The sequence below is a fragment of the Alteromonas sp. ABH4_454 genome (assembly GCF_056311775.1).
The window spans coordinates 194,027-210,746 of record NZ_CM149972.1; the positions used below are offsets into that span (position 1 = coordinate 194,027).

Annotated in this window: 14 protein-coding genes; 2 read left to right on the forward strand and 12 right to left on the reverse strand. The window is 42.2% G+C overall.

The genetic code is table 11. The features are described from left to right. Positions 1–254: 254 nt before the first annotated feature. The gene (locus ACYX4W_RS00840; protein WP_474804523.1) at positions 255–1,067 is read left to right on the forward strand and encodes a hypothetical protein; all 813 of its coding nucleotides are present in this window, start codon (positions 255–257) and stop codon (positions 1,065–1,067) included. A gap of 193 nt (positions 1,068–1,260) precedes the next feature. On the opposite strand, the gene ACYX4W_RS00845 is transcribed toward ACYX4W_RS00840, so the two are convergent. The 3 genes from ACYX4W_RS00845 to ACYX4W_RS00855 are packed head-to-tail and all read right to left on the reverse strand — an operon-like array spanning position 1,261 to position 5,507. Next, positions 1,261–2,715, reverse strand: a complete 1,455-nt coding sequence (locus ACYX4W_RS00845) for a TolC family protein (protein ID WP_476074408.1) — start codon at positions 2,713–2,715, stop codon at positions 1,261–1,263. Next, positions 2,709–3,761, reverse strand: a complete 1,053-nt coding sequence (locus ACYX4W_RS00850) for an HlyD family secretion protein (protein ID WP_476074409.1) — start codon at positions 3,759–3,761, stop codon at positions 2,709–2,711. Before ACYX4W_RS00850 ends, ACYX4W_RS00845 begins: the two co-directional genes overlap by 7 nt. Next, positions 3,762–5,507, reverse strand: a complete 1,746-nt coding sequence (locus ACYX4W_RS00855) for an ABC transporter transmembrane domain-containing protein (RefSeq protein WP_476074410.1) — start codon at positions 5,505–5,507, stop codon at positions 3,762–3,764. Between the two features lie 202 nt (positions 5,508–5,709). Here ACYX4W_RS00855 and ACYX4W_RS00860 point away from each other — a divergent pair, with 202 nt between their 5' ends. Continuing rightward, positions 5,710–6,600: a LysR family transcriptional regulator gene (locus tag ACYX4W_RS00860; RefSeq protein WP_476074411.1), complete on the forward strand. Its 891-nt coding sequence runs from the start codon at positions 5,710–5,712 to the stop codon at positions 6,598–6,600. A 46-nt stretch (positions 6,601–6,646) separates the two neighbouring features. On the opposite strand, the gene ACYX4W_RS00865 is transcribed toward ACYX4W_RS00860, so the two are convergent. The 9 genes from ACYX4W_RS00865 to ACYX4W_RS00905 form a co-directional block, all read right to left on the reverse strand. Then, positions 6,647–7,321 carry a YkgJ family cysteine cluster protein gene (locus tag ACYX4W_RS00865; RefSeq protein ID WP_476074412.1) on the reverse strand — a complete coding sequence of 225 codons (675 nt, stop codon included), beginning with the start codon at positions 7,319–7,321 and terminating at the stop codon, positions 6,647–6,649. Positions 7,322–7,631: 310 nt separating this feature from the next. Continuing rightward, on the reverse strand, positions 7,632–8,819 hold the full coding sequence (locus ACYX4W_RS00870; RefSeq protein WP_476074413.1) for a nucleotide sugar dehydrogenase: 1,188 nt from the start codon (positions 8,817–8,819) through the stop codon (positions 7,632–7,634). A 43-nt stretch (positions 8,820–8,862) separates the two neighbouring features. After that, the gene (locus tag ACYX4W_RS00875; RefSeq protein ID WP_476074414.1) at positions 8,863–10,581 is read right to left on the reverse strand and encodes a glycosyltransferase family 2 protein; all 1,719 of its coding nucleotides are present in this window, start codon (positions 10,579–10,581) and stop codon (positions 8,863–8,865) included. Between the two features lie 103 nt (positions 10,582–10,684). Then, positions 10,685–11,767 (reverse strand): dTDP-glucose 4,6-dehydratase, encoded by a 1,083-nt coding sequence (gene rfbB, locus ACYX4W_RS00880; protein WP_476074415.1) that lies wholly within the window; start codon positions 11,765–11,767, stop codon positions 10,685–10,687. 35 nt (positions 11,768–11,802) lie between these two features. Next, a complete protein-coding gene (gene rfbD / locus ACYX4W_RS00885) occupies positions 11,803–12,672 on the reverse strand; it encodes a dTDP-4-dehydrorhamnose reductase (RefSeq protein ID WP_476074416.1) in 870 nt (289 codons plus the stop codon). A 22-nt stretch (positions 12,673–12,694) separates the two neighbouring features. After that, the gene (gene rfbC, locus ACYX4W_RS00890) at positions 12,695–13,240 is read right to left on the reverse strand and encodes a dTDP-4-dehydrorhamnose 3,5-epimerase (protein ID WP_476074417.1); all 546 of its coding nucleotides are present in this window, start codon (positions 13,238–13,240) and stop codon (positions 12,695–12,697) included. Positions 13,241–13,315: 75 nt separating this feature from the next. Further along, positions 13,316–14,197, reverse strand: a complete 882-nt coding sequence (gene rfbA / locus ACYX4W_RS00895; protein ID WP_476074418.1) for a glucose-1-phosphate thymidylyltransferase RfbA — start codon at positions 14,195–14,197, stop codon at positions 13,316–13,318. Positions 14,198–14,205: 8 nt separating this feature from the next. Then, positions 14,206–15,597: a glycosyltransferase gene (locus ACYX4W_RS00900; RefSeq protein WP_476074419.1), complete on the reverse strand. Its 1,392-nt coding sequence runs from the start codon at positions 15,595–15,597 to the stop codon at positions 14,206–14,208. Next, positions 15,594–16,718, reverse strand: coding sequence for a hypothetical protein (locus tag ACYX4W_RS00905; protein ID WP_476074420.1), 1,125 nt, complete (start codon positions 16,716–16,718; stop codon positions 15,594–15,596). The genes ACYX4W_RS00900 and ACYX4W_RS00905 overlap by 4 nt, the downstream gene beginning before the upstream one ends. Between the last annotated feature and the right edge of the window lie 2 nt (positions 16,719–16,720).

Consider the following 16,720-nt stretch of genomic DNA (forward strand, 5'->3'; position numbering starts at 1 on the left):
TTAGTAGACAATATGGACTAATTACTAATAGGATGGAGATTCAGATCCTATAAAGTAGTAGTTCTTAAAGTAGTATTTGATCCTGCCGTTATTATAAAAGTGCTTAGTATTAGTTACTGATATTGAAGCCAGCGTAAAGGAATACGTATAAGAATGTATATAAGCGTAAACGATGCACGCTTTGCGTTCTTTATAAATGTATTAATACTGGTGGTGTCATAAATTGACTACGCAATAATTATAAAGGTGGGTTTATGTTACGAACTCTTACATTGCTATCAGCGGCAATACTAGCTTCTCAAGTTAGTTATGTGGCAATGGCACAAGACACTTCTTCTGATGAAGTAATTCAGCCATCCACTTCAGCGAGTGTAGAAAAATCCGTTGATGAGTCTAATCGCTTTCAAACAGCCTTTTTAAAACGTCAAGTTGACCAAACCATGTCTGTAGGCAGAGCTATAAGCTCTATAGCAGGTCACTACCCTCAAGAAATCGTGTCTATCGTAGATATTGCGCTAGATACCTACCCTGACAAATATCGTGAGATTATCTTCGCTGCTATATCAGCGCAGCCTTCTTCTACCGAAGAAATTGTTCAGCTTGCTATAGAGAAAGAAGTGAGTAGCTGCCCTAACATCGTGCAATTAGCTATTAAGGCAGAACCGACTTATGTAGATTTCGTTGTGCAAGCAGCTGCGGTTTCTACACCTGAAGAATTAGATGAGATTGTACGCGTTGCCGTATTAACGCAACCTGATGCTGCTGACAGCATAGTGCAGACATTGTCTCAGGAACATCCAAACAAGATTGTCGATATAATGACAAGTGCGTTAAACGCTGTACCTTTTGTTGGTGAATATGTAGTAGACGCACTTCTAGCCGTGTTTCCTAACGAAGCGGAAACAGTAGTCGAAACAGCAGTACGAGAATCAGCGCAGCAGCGTGAACAAGTAATGCGTATTTTGAACACCGCTCAACATGCTGGTGTGTCTGATGATAAGTTAAAAGAATACGCTATGTCGGCGGGTCTAAGTGAAGACGACGTAAATAGTGCGCTAAACAATTAGTCTTCCAGTTCATAAACAATGCTTAACTGAAACGGCGTATTGAGTAAATCAATACGCCGTTTTCGTTTATGGCTTTGTAGATAACTTCAATTGCAGTAAGGTGTGTCGTAAATAAAAGCAGCCCGTACTTATAATCTTGTCAGCACTTGCACATCGCCTACATTGCAATTGCGATGACTGGATTCTACAAAAGCTAGTTGTCGAGGGAATGCAGCATCGCTGCTTCTTTATATAGCATAAGCTCCGATTTTAATAAGTCGACCTTGGCTTTGATCTCTTTGATCCTGGCTTTAATCTCATTTTGCGCTCGCGCATTTAATACGAACATATCACTGTCACCTGCATCGAATCGCGTTTTCTCTACCTTCGACAAAGTTTTCGCTAACGCAGCATTTTCACTTTGAAGCGACACAATATCCTTTGCTTGCGACCAATAAATAAAAGCTTGTTCGAATCGTTGAACGATAGCTTGCTGCGTTGATGTTAGCTTGTGTGCAAGCTCTCGTTGCTTTGACTGAAGTTGAGCGCGCTCTGCCTTCGCCTTTCTGTTGCCTAGCGGATAAGAAAACGATAAGCCCACTTTGGTTTCTGTGCCTTCCAATGTTTCAGAGCCTGCCCCCACATCTCTGGCGATAGACGCTGTAAGGTCAAGCTTGGGGAGTAGCGCGTTGTCAGCCAGTGCAACTTTATTTTCTACCACCTGCTGTTCTAACTTCATTACATCTAATTCTGGGTGACTTCGAAGCGCATTGCGAAGCATCACCAACTGGCTGTTGCCAATCCAAAAGGGCCAACTCAAATCGGTAGGTGGCTGGTCACTGTTAATTGCCAACATGTCACCGGTTGGTGAACGCCAGTAAAAAGACAGCATTTGCGCGTGCGTATCTCGCTTTTGTTTTAGTTCGGCCAATGTTAAACGCTGTTGAAGTAAGTTGGCTTTAAATTCGGTAAGCACAATACTGGCTAAGTCGCCCTTCTCCACCCGAGTAACCAAGGCTTTTTCACGTTCAGACGCCGTATTAAGTAACTCAGTGACGGCTTGAATTTGTAACGCACTCTCGTACCACGCAATGTATTCACTTACACCTTTATAGACAAAGTCGTTTATAAGGCTCGTCGCTAGTGCCTGCCATTGCGATGTAGCCAGCCCCGCGTTGCGCAATTCAGTTCTGCGTTTATCTATCTCGCGATTTTGCAAAAGAGACATGGCAACACCTACACTCGCCTCGCCGGCAGAAAGCGTATCGTAATACCCTTCATAGCTAGGAAAGTCACCTGCGGCAATTCGATACTCACCAAATACAGACGCGTTAAAATCTTCAATTGGGTTGGTGAAACGCTGAGTGAGGTTGGTCCCATCGTAATAACCCGACACTCGGCTTTTGGTTTTCTGTTCAATAAAGGGGTCGAAGCTGCTCCTTGCAATCTCAAGTTCAGCGGCAGCTTGATAGTTTCCTTCGTTAATCGCCTGCACATAAGGATGATAGTTCACCATGCTATCAACTAACGCTTCTATGGTTGGCGCTTGTCTACCCTGTTGAGTTTGCACTTGATTCGTATTTTGTATCTGCGCGAATGAACCAGGTACACTTCCACCTATATATGTAACTAATGCAATTGCAGTAAAAAACAATCTGCGCATTACCATATCGATGCTCCTGAGCCTTTCGCTCCACCTGTTGATGACTGCTGTGTAGGTAATGGCGGGAAGTTATTTAACTGTCTCCACATTTCATAACCCAATCGTACTTCCTCTAGCAGCACCCATGCTTTTACACGGCTACCTAAACGGGCCGAACTTTCTGCTGGCCATGGAACGTCGGACTCGTCGGGTCTGATCCACACATTAAAGTCGCCCGTGGCGTTTGCCACCGGCTCAACATATACTACTTCACCACCGAAGGTTCCTATTGCACTTCCAGGCCACCCGCTAAACTGGAAAACCGGCCAACCTTCGAACTGCAATCGCGCTTTTGCACCAGGTTTTACTAATGGTGCATCTAATCCCCTTACCGTTACCCGCACACTACGCTTGGCATCGGCAGGAATAAACTGACCTAAGATGTCGCCCGATTTTACAAAAGTAGACACACCACCCGACAGTAAACGCACCACGGTACCATCTACCGGCGCAAACTTGGTTTGGGTAGATTGACGAGAGAGCGTCATACTTACTTCGTTTATTTCCGATACCGATGCTGCGGCTTTTGCTCTTAGCTCCTGTACTTTGATTTCGGCTTGCTCAACTTCTTTACGAGACACCAAGCCTTGTTCCTGCAGTGACTTTTGGCGCGCCAGGTTATTTTCGGCATTTTTCACCGCCGTTTCGTTAGCTTGGTTTTTAAGATTTGCAGCAGAAAGCTGCGACTGAAGCTTTTCAAGACGCTGAGCATCGATATCAATAAGCGTAACAATAGGCTCGCCCGCTTTAACTTGCTGACCTTCTCTCACATGCCATTTTTTAACCTGTCCATCGACAAGAGCGTTAATAGGCTGGGTTCTGTCTTTAGGGTCGAGCGAGTCAACCATACCTGTACCATAGGCGGTTTGGATCCAAGGGGTAAAGTACAGTATTAATCCAGCAGCTAGTACCAAGAAAATGATCACGCCTGTGATGACGCGGTGGAGTTTGGGCACTTTCAAAGAGGGTAACGATGTAATGTTGTCTAAAAAGCGACGTTCTGCGTTATTCACTTACTCACCCTCCTTATCATTTGTTTGTAAGTTATTACTTTGTCCATTATTAGCATTAGTACTTTCATGCTCACCACTGACTGGCAATTCGCTAGCGCTATATGTGTTCAACATAGCCGTGGCATTATCGTGTAGATGAAGCACACCCTCGAAGCAATCCGGTATTGGCATATTGGTAAAGTACATTACAGTGAAATCGTACTTGCTTAAGCGTCTTAGCAGTCTTGCTCTTAAGTCGACAGGTATGGCATCAAAGTGCTGGTTCAACACAAGCAGCTTAGGTTTGCCTACGATAGCAGCAGCCAGCTTAAGCAGTAAGAATTCTAACGGCTGTAAAGGCGCACCTAATACCGACACTTTGGTCTGCAGACCTTCCGGTAAGCTATCGATAACCTTCGTCATTTCGACTTCTTCAAGGGCGGCGCGAATATCGGCAATGCTCGCGTCGGGATGTGCCAGTTTCAAGTATCGCTCGATAGACACTTCAATAATTAAAGAACGATCTAAAATAGTTACCGCCTGCCTTAACTCATGGGTGTCATAATCGTTTAGGCTAAACTCACCTAATAATATATCGCCTGACTTCACGCGTTCATATTGCTTTACTAGCCCCAACAGTTGCTTTTGAACCCAGCTTTTGTCAGTAGTCACGAAATACTTAGTACTTGGCTCGAACACAACGTTTAAATGGCAGGTATCATTTCCATGTTTAAGCTCTACATTGTTAAAAACCAACTTAGACGATGTAGGGATGTGCTCTGAGGCATTTAGCTCTTCCTGAGGCATGGCTAAAGCACCACCCAACTTTTCGGCTGCACCGTAGAGTTCATAATAAAGTTTTAAGTACTGAGTAAAGCGGGATAAACCAAAGAATACGGCAGACATTACCAGCTCGGCCGCAACGAGCTGACCAATAGACAGCTCACCTTGTACAACAAGCACACCACCAATGCCAAGTAGCGAAGCACTTGCCACCGCATACATTAATAGGAACATTACCACTTGCGCGAAAGTGTAATTGAAGTGGCTTTTGTGCTTTTTCACATAGTTACTGATATAGCCTTCGGTACTGCGACCGGCATATTCCACGTGATCCGCCGACTTGAAAAACTCGTGTGCGATGGCAAGGTCGTGCAGCCACTTAGCTGAATCATACTTAGCGTGAGAAAGTTCGATGGCCGTGCGTTTAGCGCCCCGCCCCCAAATTTTCCACACGGCATACATCGTAAGTAAAAGCACTACGTTAAAGGCAAAAAGTGCGGGATGGTAAAATGAAACTAACGTAAAACCCACCAGCATCTGCAGTACCAGAGCAAAGCCGTCGATCATCAGCGAAGGCATGTTCTTTTGAAACGTCATAATATCGAAGTAACGCTGCGTAATACTTACGTTCTGACGACCTTCGAAAAAGCTATGCGGGGCAAGAATAGTTTTAAGCCCTAAATCTGCGGTAAGGCGTGCATACACCTTGCGCTCGTAAAACTCCATTACGCGCATACGAAGTGCGCTGAATACACCTGATATAAACAAGGTAAGAAACAAGATAACGGCGAGGATGATAACAGCACGTGTTGAGCCAATATTGGCAATACTGTTAATTAGCGTTTGTACAGCAATAGGTACTGCCAGTGTCATCAAACTAATTGCAACGCCATAAGCGATTGCTACCCAAAAAAAGCCAGCCTCCGGTTTCAATAACGAAAACAGTGTTTTTCGCGTTTTACGTAAGTTTATTGTTTTAGCCATAGTTATGTCTTCAATATACCGCTAGCTCAGAAAAGTTAGTTATGCGTTGTTATAAATAGCATATGCAACAACACTTATAGTGTATTGCAATGGTTAGTAAGAATAAATCTGTTATATTCTTAATACTTCATCGAAAATAATTGCGTTTACAAATAATGGGGTCAGAGTACTTTTCTCTACTCGTTTAACAGGTTGATAAAGCATGCATCATCTTAACTACCACCATCTCTATTATTTTTATCTGGTTGCCCGCGAAGGTAGCATTGCCAAAGCAGCTAAGTTACTCCACGTTACCCCGCAAACGGTAAGCGGGCAACTGAGCACGTTTGAAAGTCAGCTTGGTTATTCACTATTTGACAGAATAAACAAGCGGCTGTACCTAAACGCACGGGGTAAAGTAAGTTATCAGTATGCCAGCGAAATATTTCACAAGGGTAACCAACTGGCTGAAATACTTAACAATAGCGATGAAGTAAATACGAAGGAATTCGTAATAGGTATTACAAATGGTATTCCAAAAGTGCTTTTTTATGATTTTGTGCACGACACCATGCGCAAGTTCTCGCAAGTAAAGTACGTAATTAAAGAAGATAGCTTTGATGGTTTACTAAAGGAGTTGGCTATAAATGCTATCGACTTTATTGTTGCTGACAGAGGCATAGCGCCCGGTACGCAAATTAGCGCTAACAGCTACTTTTTAGGGGAAAGCTCTTTAAGCTTTTTTGCTAAGTCGCCTCTTAGTGAAGGGCTACAGTTTCCAGATTGTTTAAACCAAATGCCGTTACTTATTCAAGGAAACACGTCGGGCATACGCCAAGCACTTACAAGCTGGCTTGAAACCGAACAGCTTTACCCAAAAATTGTGGCCGAATTCGATGATACGGCGCTGCTGAAGTTATTCGGCAGCGAGGACTTTGGCGTGTTCTGTGCCCCATCAGCTATATCAAAACATGTAGAAGAACAGTACGGGGTGCATTGCATAGGTAACGCCAATACTTTGAATGAGAGATACTACGCCATTACCGGTAAAAGCCGTGCCGACTATACAATTAGTGAAGCGATCGTGGAATCGGCACGTGGAATTTTAGCGTAACACTCTGAGTTATGGGGTCAGAGTACATTTTATGCTTTCTATTTGTTTAAGCAGCAACACCATCATCTATATCTTGCGCATAAAAACTTAGTGTCAGAATTTTTTCTAACACAAAGCGTAGTGCGTCATTGATAGGCATAAGCTTTTCACCCAATTCATAATCTAATTGAGCCAGTTTTTGCCTACCTTCTGCGATCATTGGCGGCTTCGTCTTTACAACGTGACTAGTACTGTTTGCAGCAATATCAACAACCAACGGATACTTAAGCACATCAGAACCCAGTGGTTGTATGGCTATTAGCGCGGCCGCATACTTTTCTGGTACGGCTTGTTTAATCGGCTTACATACCGAAAGCGTTGCTTCGCCTGACTTTGTCTTATAGCCTGCCGCACCAAACATACGGCAAATTCCTGGGCGGTATTCGTAAATTCCGCAATAACCTTCTGTACCGTCTAAACTCAAGCGTTGATATTGCTTGCATGCAAAACCGCTATAGCTTTGAAGCTCATCGAATACTTGTTCGGCTTGACCACTATCAAACAGATGCAGTGCATATGGCAACATTTCTAAAGGCGACACTTCAATGTCGGGTTTATTGCAACATGCGCCGCACTTCTCAACACAGTTTAATGACTGGCTTGATTGATATGCGCTAAATTCTTGAGAAAGAGATTGGTAAACATCCATCACTTGGCTGGAAAGCTCACGCAGCCTATTCATAACGACTCCGCTAATAAAAGCAAACTAAAACGAAACGAAGTTCACGCTGGGTAATATGGTAGGTAGCATGAACTCAACACTTTGTTTACTGATTTTGGTAACCAGTGAACAGATAGCATTGGAGGCAGAAATGTACTCCGACCCCAATATTTTAAAGCATGCTTCTTCCCCGCCGGGTGTGATTAAGCTTGAGGCTTAATGGCAGGGGTTGAATTGGCGTGGATTTTATTTTGATTTTTGAGGTTTGGGAAGTTTTTTGTGAGGAGGGTTGCGAAAAGACTGATGCTTTTCGCAATCTCAATTTATTTTGTTAGTCAGCGTTGAACAGGTCGCGGCTGTATACTTTATCGAGTACGTCTTCGATATCGCCCGTTACACGGTTTGCTACGATTACGTCAGAGATTTCCTTAAACTCTTCTAAGTCGTTTACTACGCGTGAATTAAAGAAACTTTCTTCTTTAAGCACTGGCTCGTAAACTACAACCTCAATACCTTTCGCCTTAATACGCTTCATGATGCCTTGAATCGCACTTGCACGGAAATTGTCTGAACCTGTCTTCATGATAAGGCGATAGATGCCGACAATCTTCGGCCCGCGGCTTACGATTGAATCAGCAATAAAGTCTTTACGTGTACGGTTGGCATCTACAATGGCCTGAATCATGTTATTCGGCACTTCGCTGTAGTTAGCTAGTAGTTGCTTGGTATCTTTTGGTAAGCAGTAACCACCGTAGCCAAAGCTTGGGTTGTTGTAGTGATTACCGATACGCGGGTCTAAACCAACACCTTCAATGATTTGCTTAGTGTCAAGACCATTACGCTCAGCATAGCTGTCTAACTCGTTGAAGTAAGCAACGCGCATTGCTAAGTAAGTGTTCGCAAAGAGCTTGATGGCTTCAGCTTCGGTGCTATCGGTAAATAGCACGTCGATTTCTTCTTTAATTGCGCCTTGTTGAAGTAGCTTAGCAAAAATTTCTGCTCGCTCGCTTTGTTCGCCCACAATAATACGGCTAGGGTAAAGGTTATCGTAAAGTGCTTTGCCTTCGCGCAAGAACTCTGGCGAAAAGATAATATTATCGGAACCGAAGCGGGCTTTTGCGTCTTTAGTAAACCCTACTGGCACGGTCGATTTTACAATCATCACAGCATTAGGGTTAATCTCCATCACTGTTTTGATAACCGCCTCTACACTACCAGTATTGAAGTAGTTAGTTTGAGGGTCGTAATCCGTTGGTGTTGCAATGACAACGTAGTCGGCATCTTTATAAGCAACTTGTGCATCTAACGTGGCTTCAAGGTTAAGCTCTTTCGTTGCTAGATATTCTGAAATTTCTATGTCTTCAATTGGAGACTTTTTGTTATTCAGCATCTCGACTTTTTCTGCAACCAAGTCAACTGCTTTCACTTCATTGTGTTGCGCTAACAACACAGCATTAGATAAGCCTACGTAACCGGTACCAGCTACCGCTATTTTATAATTGCTCATTGTTGATTCCATTTACTTTTTCAGTTCCAACTTTCAAATTAATTCAAAGCTATTTCTAACGGGAAAACTCTTCTTTCGATTTGATGGAAAAGTTCTCACGCATAAGTGTAAGGTTCGGACTGTATGCGGGGTCATGTTCAATGTATTTACCCCACTGTACTTTTAAATATTCTAACTCTCGATTAAATCGTGCTGCTTTTTCTGGAGCATGGTCTAAGCCTCTACTCACAGATTCATGATGGTATAGTTCAGCCTCTGCGCAATAAATATTCCGCACTCCCAACTCTTTCACCCTTAGGCAGAAATCTACATCGTTGAAAGCCACAGTGAGATCTTTTTCATTTAAACCACCTACTTCCACGAATAGCGACTTCCTTACCAGCAAACAAACTGCTGTCACTGCAGAATAATTTTGCGTTGCAATTAAGCGCTTTATATACCCTGGGTGGTATCTAGGGAAGTATTTATGTGCATGGCCTGCACCACCACCGTACCCTAAAACCACTCCAGCATGTTGAATTCTTCCATCGGAGTATAACAATTTAGCGCCCACACACCCCACATCGCTACGCATGGCATGTCCCACCATACTTGTTAGCCAATGAGGGTTTATCACCTCAATGTCATTATTGATAAGCCCTATTACCGTACTATCATTGCAAGCATGTTGTACGCCAAAATTGTTAATTGCTGAATAATTAAATTCACCAGGGTAACGAAGAACTCGAATTTTGGTATGTTTGTCTAGTTCTGAAAAATACTCGAGACTTTCTTTTTCATCAGAACCATTATCAATGAGTAATATTTCATAATTTTGATATACGGTTTTTTCTAATATGGACTCTATACAAGCTTTAACAAGTGCTTTGCCATTTTTAGTAGGAATGATAAGAGAAACTAAAGGTTCAGATTCAACGGGCCACTGAATAGTATTTACGGCAAGCTCTTCATTGTAAGATGGAATTGCAGTTATGCAACTTTCTATCACTGTTCTAATATCAGCTAGACTTTCAATTGCCCTCTTTTTATTAAAGAAACGATGAACCAGTGTATAGGGTACGTGCTCAACTGACAGTTTTGATTGTTTCAACCATAGCTCAGTAACGAGTCCGGCGATTGACGAAGCGCTTACCAAGGTCTTTTTGACCAAAGCCGCTTTACACATTACGCCCGTAAACACATAACCTGTAGAGAACTGTAGGTCCGGATTCCAATCGGGCAAAAAATGAGGGGAGACTCTTCGAGCCTTAGCGTCAATCTTATCGGTATCACAGTAAACAATATCGCCACCACTGTCGCATTTTAGAAACGTTTCAAAAGACTCTTTAGTTATCGTATCTCCGCTATTTAAAAGCAGAAGCCTCGTCGATTCAGATAAATCATCCACTGCTTCAGAAATTGTTGAGGCACGACGGATTGACTCGTCAACACTGTTTGGCGCCACCACACAGATGCGTTCATGTTTTACGCCTACCCGGTTAAGCGAATCCAACGTTAAAGATTGATTTTTTGCCCCAAAGACAAGCACGTGAATTTCGAGAGCATTTTTGTCAATAGAAGCCAACTCTTGGAAGTATTGCGTCTGTTGTTTGAGGTAAGCACTATACAAAGCCATACGTTTTTTTTCAGAAGGGAAACCATAAAACAACCCCGAACGCTGTAAAGAACGGCTATAAAACTCGGTGAGTTTATGGTTGCTTTTCAGCTTGTTTCTAACCGCCTTTGGTACTAAACCAACAGCGCCTTTAACGGTTAACATGGCCAATTTCTTCATACAGCTAATTCAATCCCTAACAGCGATATCTAACAACACTAAAAAAACAAAAAAGCCGCAATTTTGCGGCTTTTTATTATATCACGAATTAAAGTGGCGAGTATCAGCTACTTGTACCTAAGCGTTCGCCTTGGTAACTACCGTCAAGAACCGCTTTCCACCAGCCTTCATTTGCTAAATACCATTCAACGGTTTTACGAATACCACTTTCAAATGTTTCTTGTGGCTTCCATCCTAGCTCACGCTCAATTTTGCTAGCATCAATGGCATAGCGCATATCATGCCCTGGGCGGTCTTGAACGTAAGTGATTTGCTCAGCGTATTTACTATCTTTCGGCTTTACTTCATCCAAAATAGCGCAAATGGTTTGCACCACTTCAATGTTCTGCTTTTCGTTGTGTCCACCAATATTATAAGTTTCGCCTATCTCCCCATTAAGCGCTACAACAACTAGCGCACGCGCATGGTCTTCAACATACAACCAATCACGAATTTGATTACCTTTGCCATATACAGGCAGCGGCTTACCAGCTAGTGCATTTAGAATAACTAATGGAATAAGCTTTTCTGGGAAGTGGTAAGGGCCGTAATTGTTAGAGCAGTTAGTTACAAGCGTTGGAAGCTTGTATGTGCGAAGCCACGAACGCACTAGCTGATCAGAGCTTGCTTTACTTGCTGAATAAGGTGAACTTGGTGCATACGGAGTAGTTTCCGTAAACAGTGGAAGCTCCGTTCCTGGCTCAACTTCATCTGGGTGAGGAAGGTCGCCGTATACTTCGTCAGTAGAAATATGATGGAACTTAAACCCTGCTTTTTTATCGCCTTCAAGTGCTGACCAATATGCTCTTGCTTGCTCAAGCAAAGTGTATGTGCCTACAACGTTGGTTTGAATAAACTCACCTGGCCCGTCAATTGAACGGTCTACGTGAGACTCTGCCGCAAGGTGCATAATGATATCTGGCTGGTGCGTATTGAAAACACGCTTTACTTCTTCAGCATCACAAATATCAACTTGCTCGAAGCTGTAGCGGTCGCTGTTTGAAACCGAAGTTAATGACTCTAAATTACCCGCGTAAGTTAGCTTATCTAAATTAACCACTGCGTGGTCAGTGTCGTTAATAAGATGACGAACTACTGCAGAGCCAATGAAGCCCGCGCCACCTGTTACTAAAATTGTTTTACTCATTTTCTTTTTACCAAAAATAATTCTGTTCTTGCCATTTAGGCTTTCAATTCATCTAGCATGCTAGCTAACTGCTTACGCCAGTGAGTAGGCTTGCACGAAGCAAATGCTTCACGCGCAGTTTGTTTATCAAGCACACTATAGTGAGGACGTTTTGCAGGTGTTGGGTACTGGCTGGACGGTATAGGTAGTACTGGAATTGATTTATCTAGCAATCCTTTCTCAACGCCCAACTCTTGAATAGCTAACGCAAAATCGTACCAGCTTGCTACACCTTCATCGGTCCAGTGGTAAACACCGGCTGTTTTATTTTCAGCGGCAGAAACACAAGCTTCAGCCAAACCTTTTGCCCACGTAGGCGTACCAATTTGATCATCGATAACAGCAAGCTGTGGCTTATCGCCCATTAAGCGCAGCATAGTTTTCACAAAGTTATTGCCATGCGACGAGTAAACCCAAGCAGTACGGATTAAGCAGTTGGCTTCTGGCAGTATTTCAAACAGTGCTTTTTCACCTTCAGCCTTTGACTTACCGTAAGCACCTTGCGGCTCGATAGGATCATCCGTTAAATAAGGTGAACCTTTGTGGCCGTTAAATACATAGTCGGTAGACACATGCACCATGAAGGCGCCGTTATCTTTACAGAAGTTTGCTAAGTTCTTCACAGCAAACGTATTGATAGCATTACATGCTTCAGTATCTTCTTCGGCTTTATCAACAGCTGTATACGCAGATGCGTTTATCAAAACATCAACTGACAACGACGCTAAAGTAGTGTTAATACTATCGCTACTTGTAATATCAATATCATCGCGCCCTAAAAACGTTACATGGTGTTCGCTACCTTCTAGCTCACGAGAAAGCTCAAACGCTAGCTGCCCAGACTTACCTATAATTACAATATTCATTTATCGCTAGTACCAATGACAATTAAAATGTGGGCGCGTCTACAAATTCCACCCCAGCTTCGTCTTTCCCAGATAGTGAAGGTTTTTCTCCGTTCACCAAAGGCCAGTCAATATTCAAAGTTGGGTCGTCATATTTTACCGATACTTCAGATTCCGGGTGATAATAGTCGGTACACTTGTACACAAATTCAGCAGATTCACTGGTTACGTAAAAACCGTGAGCAAAGCCCGCTGGTACCCAAAGCTGACGCTTGTTTTCAGCTGATAACGTTACCCCAACCCACTTTCCGTAGGTAGATGAACCTTTACGCATATCTACGGCTACATCGTACACTTCACCGCTAACCACGCGAACTAGCTTACCTTGTGTTTGCTCCATTTGATAATGAAGACCGCGAAGAATACCTTGGCTAGATTTGGAGTGGTTGTCTTGAACAAAGTCTACATCTGCGCATTCTTTCTTGAACCAGTCGGTGCGAAAGGTTTCTAGAAAGAAACCGCGCTCGTCGCCGAATACTTTTGGTTCAATAATTTTAACGTCTGGGATATCTGTTTTAATGACTTGCATTTACTTTCCATACAAACTGGCAATTTAAAATAAGAAGAAAGGTGGCAGTGCCACCTTTTGTAATTTGACATGAAACTAGATTTTAACTCTATCGTTAATCACTTTTAGTAAGTAATCACCGTAACCACTTTTCTTAAGTGGTGCCGCTAGCTTTTCAAGTTGCTCAGCGTTGATATAACCCATTCTATAGGCCACTTCTTCTGGGCAACATACTTTTAAGCCTTGACGCTTTTCAATCGCCGCCACAAAATTTGCAGCATCAAGCAATGAATCAAGCGTGCCCGTATCAAGCCAAGCAGAACCGCGGCCCATTAGTTCAACTTTAAGCGAGCCATCTTGAAGGTATAAATTGTTTAAGTCGGTAATTTCGAGTTCGCCTCTATGTGAAGGCTTCACTTCTTTTGCGAAATCCACTACGCGGTTGTCGTAATAATAAAGACCGGTTACCGCATAGTTTGATTTAGGCACAGCGGGTTTTTCTTCGATAGAAAGCGCATTCCAATCATCATCAAAATCTACCACGCCGTATCGCTCTGGGTCGTTAACATGATAACCAAATACCGTGGCACCATGTTCTTGCTTGTATGCATTTTGGAGTGAAAGTTTTAAGTCATGGCCGTAATAAATATTATCGCCTAGAACCAGAGAGCAGCTATCATTGCCAATAAACTCTTCACCAATCAAGAACGCTTGTGCCAAACCATCGGGCGATGGTTGAACCGCATATTGAATATTCATTCCTAACGACGCGCCGTCGCCAATTAGGTCGATAAAACGCTGCTGCTCTTCAGGTGTGGTGATAATGAGTACGTCACGAATGCCCGACATCATTAGCGTAGTTAACGGATAAAAAATCATCGGCTTATCGTAAACAGGCATTAACTGCTTACTAACTACTTTAGTTAACGGGTGCAAACGTGTGCCAGATCCGCCAGCTAGTATTATTCCTTTTCGCATTTTTCAACCTATATTTTTAAATAACTTTGCAGTATTTGATTTCGTTTTTCAGCTGTCACAGAAAAATTGTTTTGAAAATTAGTATAATTGTCACGAACGATATTCGCTATCTCATTTGAATGGCGATTTTCATAGACCCACCTAAGTTTTTGGACAGCTGAATTTTCAAGCGGCTCAGCCCAACATTGCCCGCTCCCTTCAGGGTAATCACTACTGTCGAGCTGATTCAAGCTATACTCTACCGCTAAAGGGTTAGTCTCAGCAATTATATCTGTGCTACCAGACCACCCTGTTGCAATTACCGGTATTTTTCTAGCTACCGCCTCAATAAGCGTTCTTCCAAAACCTTCGCTTCGATGGAGGGAAACATAACAATCACAATTTTTCCAAAATTGAGCCATTTCTCCATCACTTATACTTCCAACCTTAAGCATGATTCTACTATCACTCTGTGCTAGCTTGATAAGACTATGCCAATCGCTGCCACTCCCTTCTGAAGTAGACTTAATAACCAATCTGACTTGTTCATTACCGTTAAATGCTTTAAGAAAGGCTTTAGCAATTGCTTCTGGGTTTTTTCGTTTCAGATATGACTTTGCATCAAAAATAAACAAAAACGTAAAAGGACGAGACTGCCGTTTTACGTTTTGGATAGGTGACGCGTTCGGCATGCTTGCAACTGGCGCAACATATTTTATTTTGATCTTGTCTTCGAATGCATCTTTGTAGCTTTTTTCAACAAATCGGGAAATCGCCCAAATCTCTTGAAAATGAGACAAAGTTTCACCCCACTTTTCTGGTGCTTTGGGTAACTCCCACGGGCTAGCTGCAATACAATAAGCAAATGGTGATAAGTCACCATCATAGCATTGGATCAACTTGCTTAACTCAATTACATTCATGCAAAAAATCGAGTGATCGAAAGGCAAAGAGTAATCTTCATTAACATGCATATAATCTTTAGGTGCGTCAGAAGAGTGACCAATGCTATAAACACTGAATGGGATGTTTAATAATTCAAATACATTGATAAAACCTCTTAAGTCTTCACCTAAACCTAATCGTCCACGATTATAACCAATCAAGTTAAAGCCATGGGCTTTTTCATTTTTTACTGCCTGAGGCGTTTCATTTAGAATAGACTCTAATTGATCCAAATTATAGATTGAACGGCCCGTGACGCTAAACCAAGAAAATATTTCTCTTTGCGTCTTGGGGCAACATGGATCACAGTTCCCAAAATGTTTTGTATATAGAAATACCATTAAATTGGTAACTTTCGTATTAATGACGGCTTGGAATTTAAAGTCTGCAAACAGCAATTCCCACAGAGATTTTGGAATGCTATTAACTCTGCTAACAGTCCAAGGAAGATAGGAATTAAATTCTTTTAAACTCAATTTTTTACCTTCATCATTACCAATTGAAGTAACTTACTAACCCGCCTAACCAGTGCTTTAGCGTAAAAACGAAATCGAACGTACAAAGAAAATCTCGAACCTAGCAAATCTAATAATTCTGGGCGCTCAATGTTGTCAACTTTACTCCATTCATTGATATATAAAGTAAACAATGTAAGCTCATCCACTTCGGGAGCGGCTAAAAATTTATCTGCTATCTCTTTAAAATCTTTCTCAGATAAAAATTGCTCTTTATAGGGGGGAGGCGACAAATCACGGCAAACTCTAATAAACTTTTCAGCATTATGAACCTTATAGTGCACAGAAAACTCTTCGATGAGCTTATTAAAGTGTGACTTTACTATTTCGAACAATTCGGGCTTAACTAACGAGTATCTTTCACCACTTTTACTCTCAGATTGCAAGAAGGTATCCAAGGTTTTGGTGTAACTCGCTAGATTTAGTTGATTAAACCACCTCTTAAACTCCAAATTCTCAATACTATACGAGGGGTTAATTTGACTCGTTTTTCTTTCATCAGTTATTAGCGAGGAAACTGACTCATGAATTCCCAAAGCGGAACAAAAATCAGAGATTAAGCTCCCTCCTTCAAAACATTCTGCATGGTAAGGCCTAATCTGGTAATCATTGCTACCAAGCGCATCGCAAACTTTTGCGAGACGCTCTAAATTAAAGGCTTGAGGCTTCATTCTTATGCCAAATCGATGGGTTTGTCTGTGCCGTTTAATACCTTGATTATAAGAGGACTGTGTAAATTCGAGGGGGTAACGTAAATATGCGATTACTTCTATTTGAGACAACTCACTTACCAATGCTTCTATATGTTCAGAAAAAAACTCGGAAGATAAGAGCAAACGATCACAGTTCAGGATTTTGGCCTCGGCTAATACACCTTGAATTTTTTTTCTATTGATAACAAGGTCTTCGCCTTCTCTATCGAAAATTTGTAATAGGTTCCCCGAACTTATGCCATTCACATCCACTTTATGATTAGGATAATATATTCCTAATTTTGAAAGCTCGCCTTGGTGAAACGATAACCAATTTTGAATTGCGGAAGTACCCGTTTTTGATGGGCCCACATGAATAATGATTTGCATAT

Excerpts from the sequence above, each read along its gene's own strand:
- ACYX4W_RS00860 (WP_476074411.1), top strand. The coding sequence starts at position 5,710 with ATGCATCATCTTAACTACCACCATCTCTATTATTTTTATCTGGTTGCC.
- ACYX4W_RS00855 (WP_476074410.1), bottom strand. The coding sequence starts at position 5,507 with ATGGCTAAAACAATAAACTTACGTAAAACGCGAAAAACACTGTTTTCG.
- ACYX4W_RS00870 (WP_476074413.1), bottom strand. The coding sequence starts at position 8,819 with ATGGAATCAACAATGAGCAATTATAAAATAGCGGTAGCTGGTACCGGT.
- ACYX4W_RS00875 (WP_476074414.1), bottom strand. The coding sequence starts at position 10,581 with ATGAAGAAATTGGCCATGTTAACCGTTAAAGGCGCTGTTGGTTTAGTA.
- ACYX4W_RS00865 (WP_476074412.1), bottom strand. The coding sequence starts at position 7,321 with ATGAATAGGCTGCGTGAGCTTTCCAGCCAAGTGATGGATGTTTACCAA.
- rfbB (WP_476074415.1), bottom strand. The coding sequence starts at position 11,767 with ATGAGTAAAACAATTTTAGTAACAGGTGGCGCGGGCTTCATTGGCTCT.
- rfbD (WP_476074416.1), bottom strand. The coding sequence starts at position 12,672 with ATGAATATTGTAATTATAGGTAAGTCTGGGCAGCTAGCGTTTGAGCTT.
- rfbC (WP_476074417.1), bottom strand. The coding sequence starts at position 13,240 with ATGCAAGTCATTAAAACAGATATCCCAGACGTTAAAATTATTGAACCA.
- ACYX4W_RS00905 (WP_476074420.1), bottom strand. The coding sequence starts at position 16,718 with ATGCAAATCATTATTCATGTGGGCCCATCAAAAACGGGTACTTCCGCA.
- rfbA (WP_476074418.1), bottom strand. The coding sequence starts at position 14,197 with ATGCGAAAAGGAATAATACTAGCTGGCGGATCTGGCACACGTTTGCAC.
- ACYX4W_RS00845 (WP_476074408.1), bottom strand. The coding sequence starts at position 2,715 with ATGGTAATGCGCAGATTGTTTTTTACTGCAATTGCATTAGTTACATAT.
- ACYX4W_RS00840 (WP_474804523.1), top strand. The coding sequence starts at position 255 with ATGTTACGAACTCTTACATTGCTATCAGCGGCAATACTAGCTTCTCAA.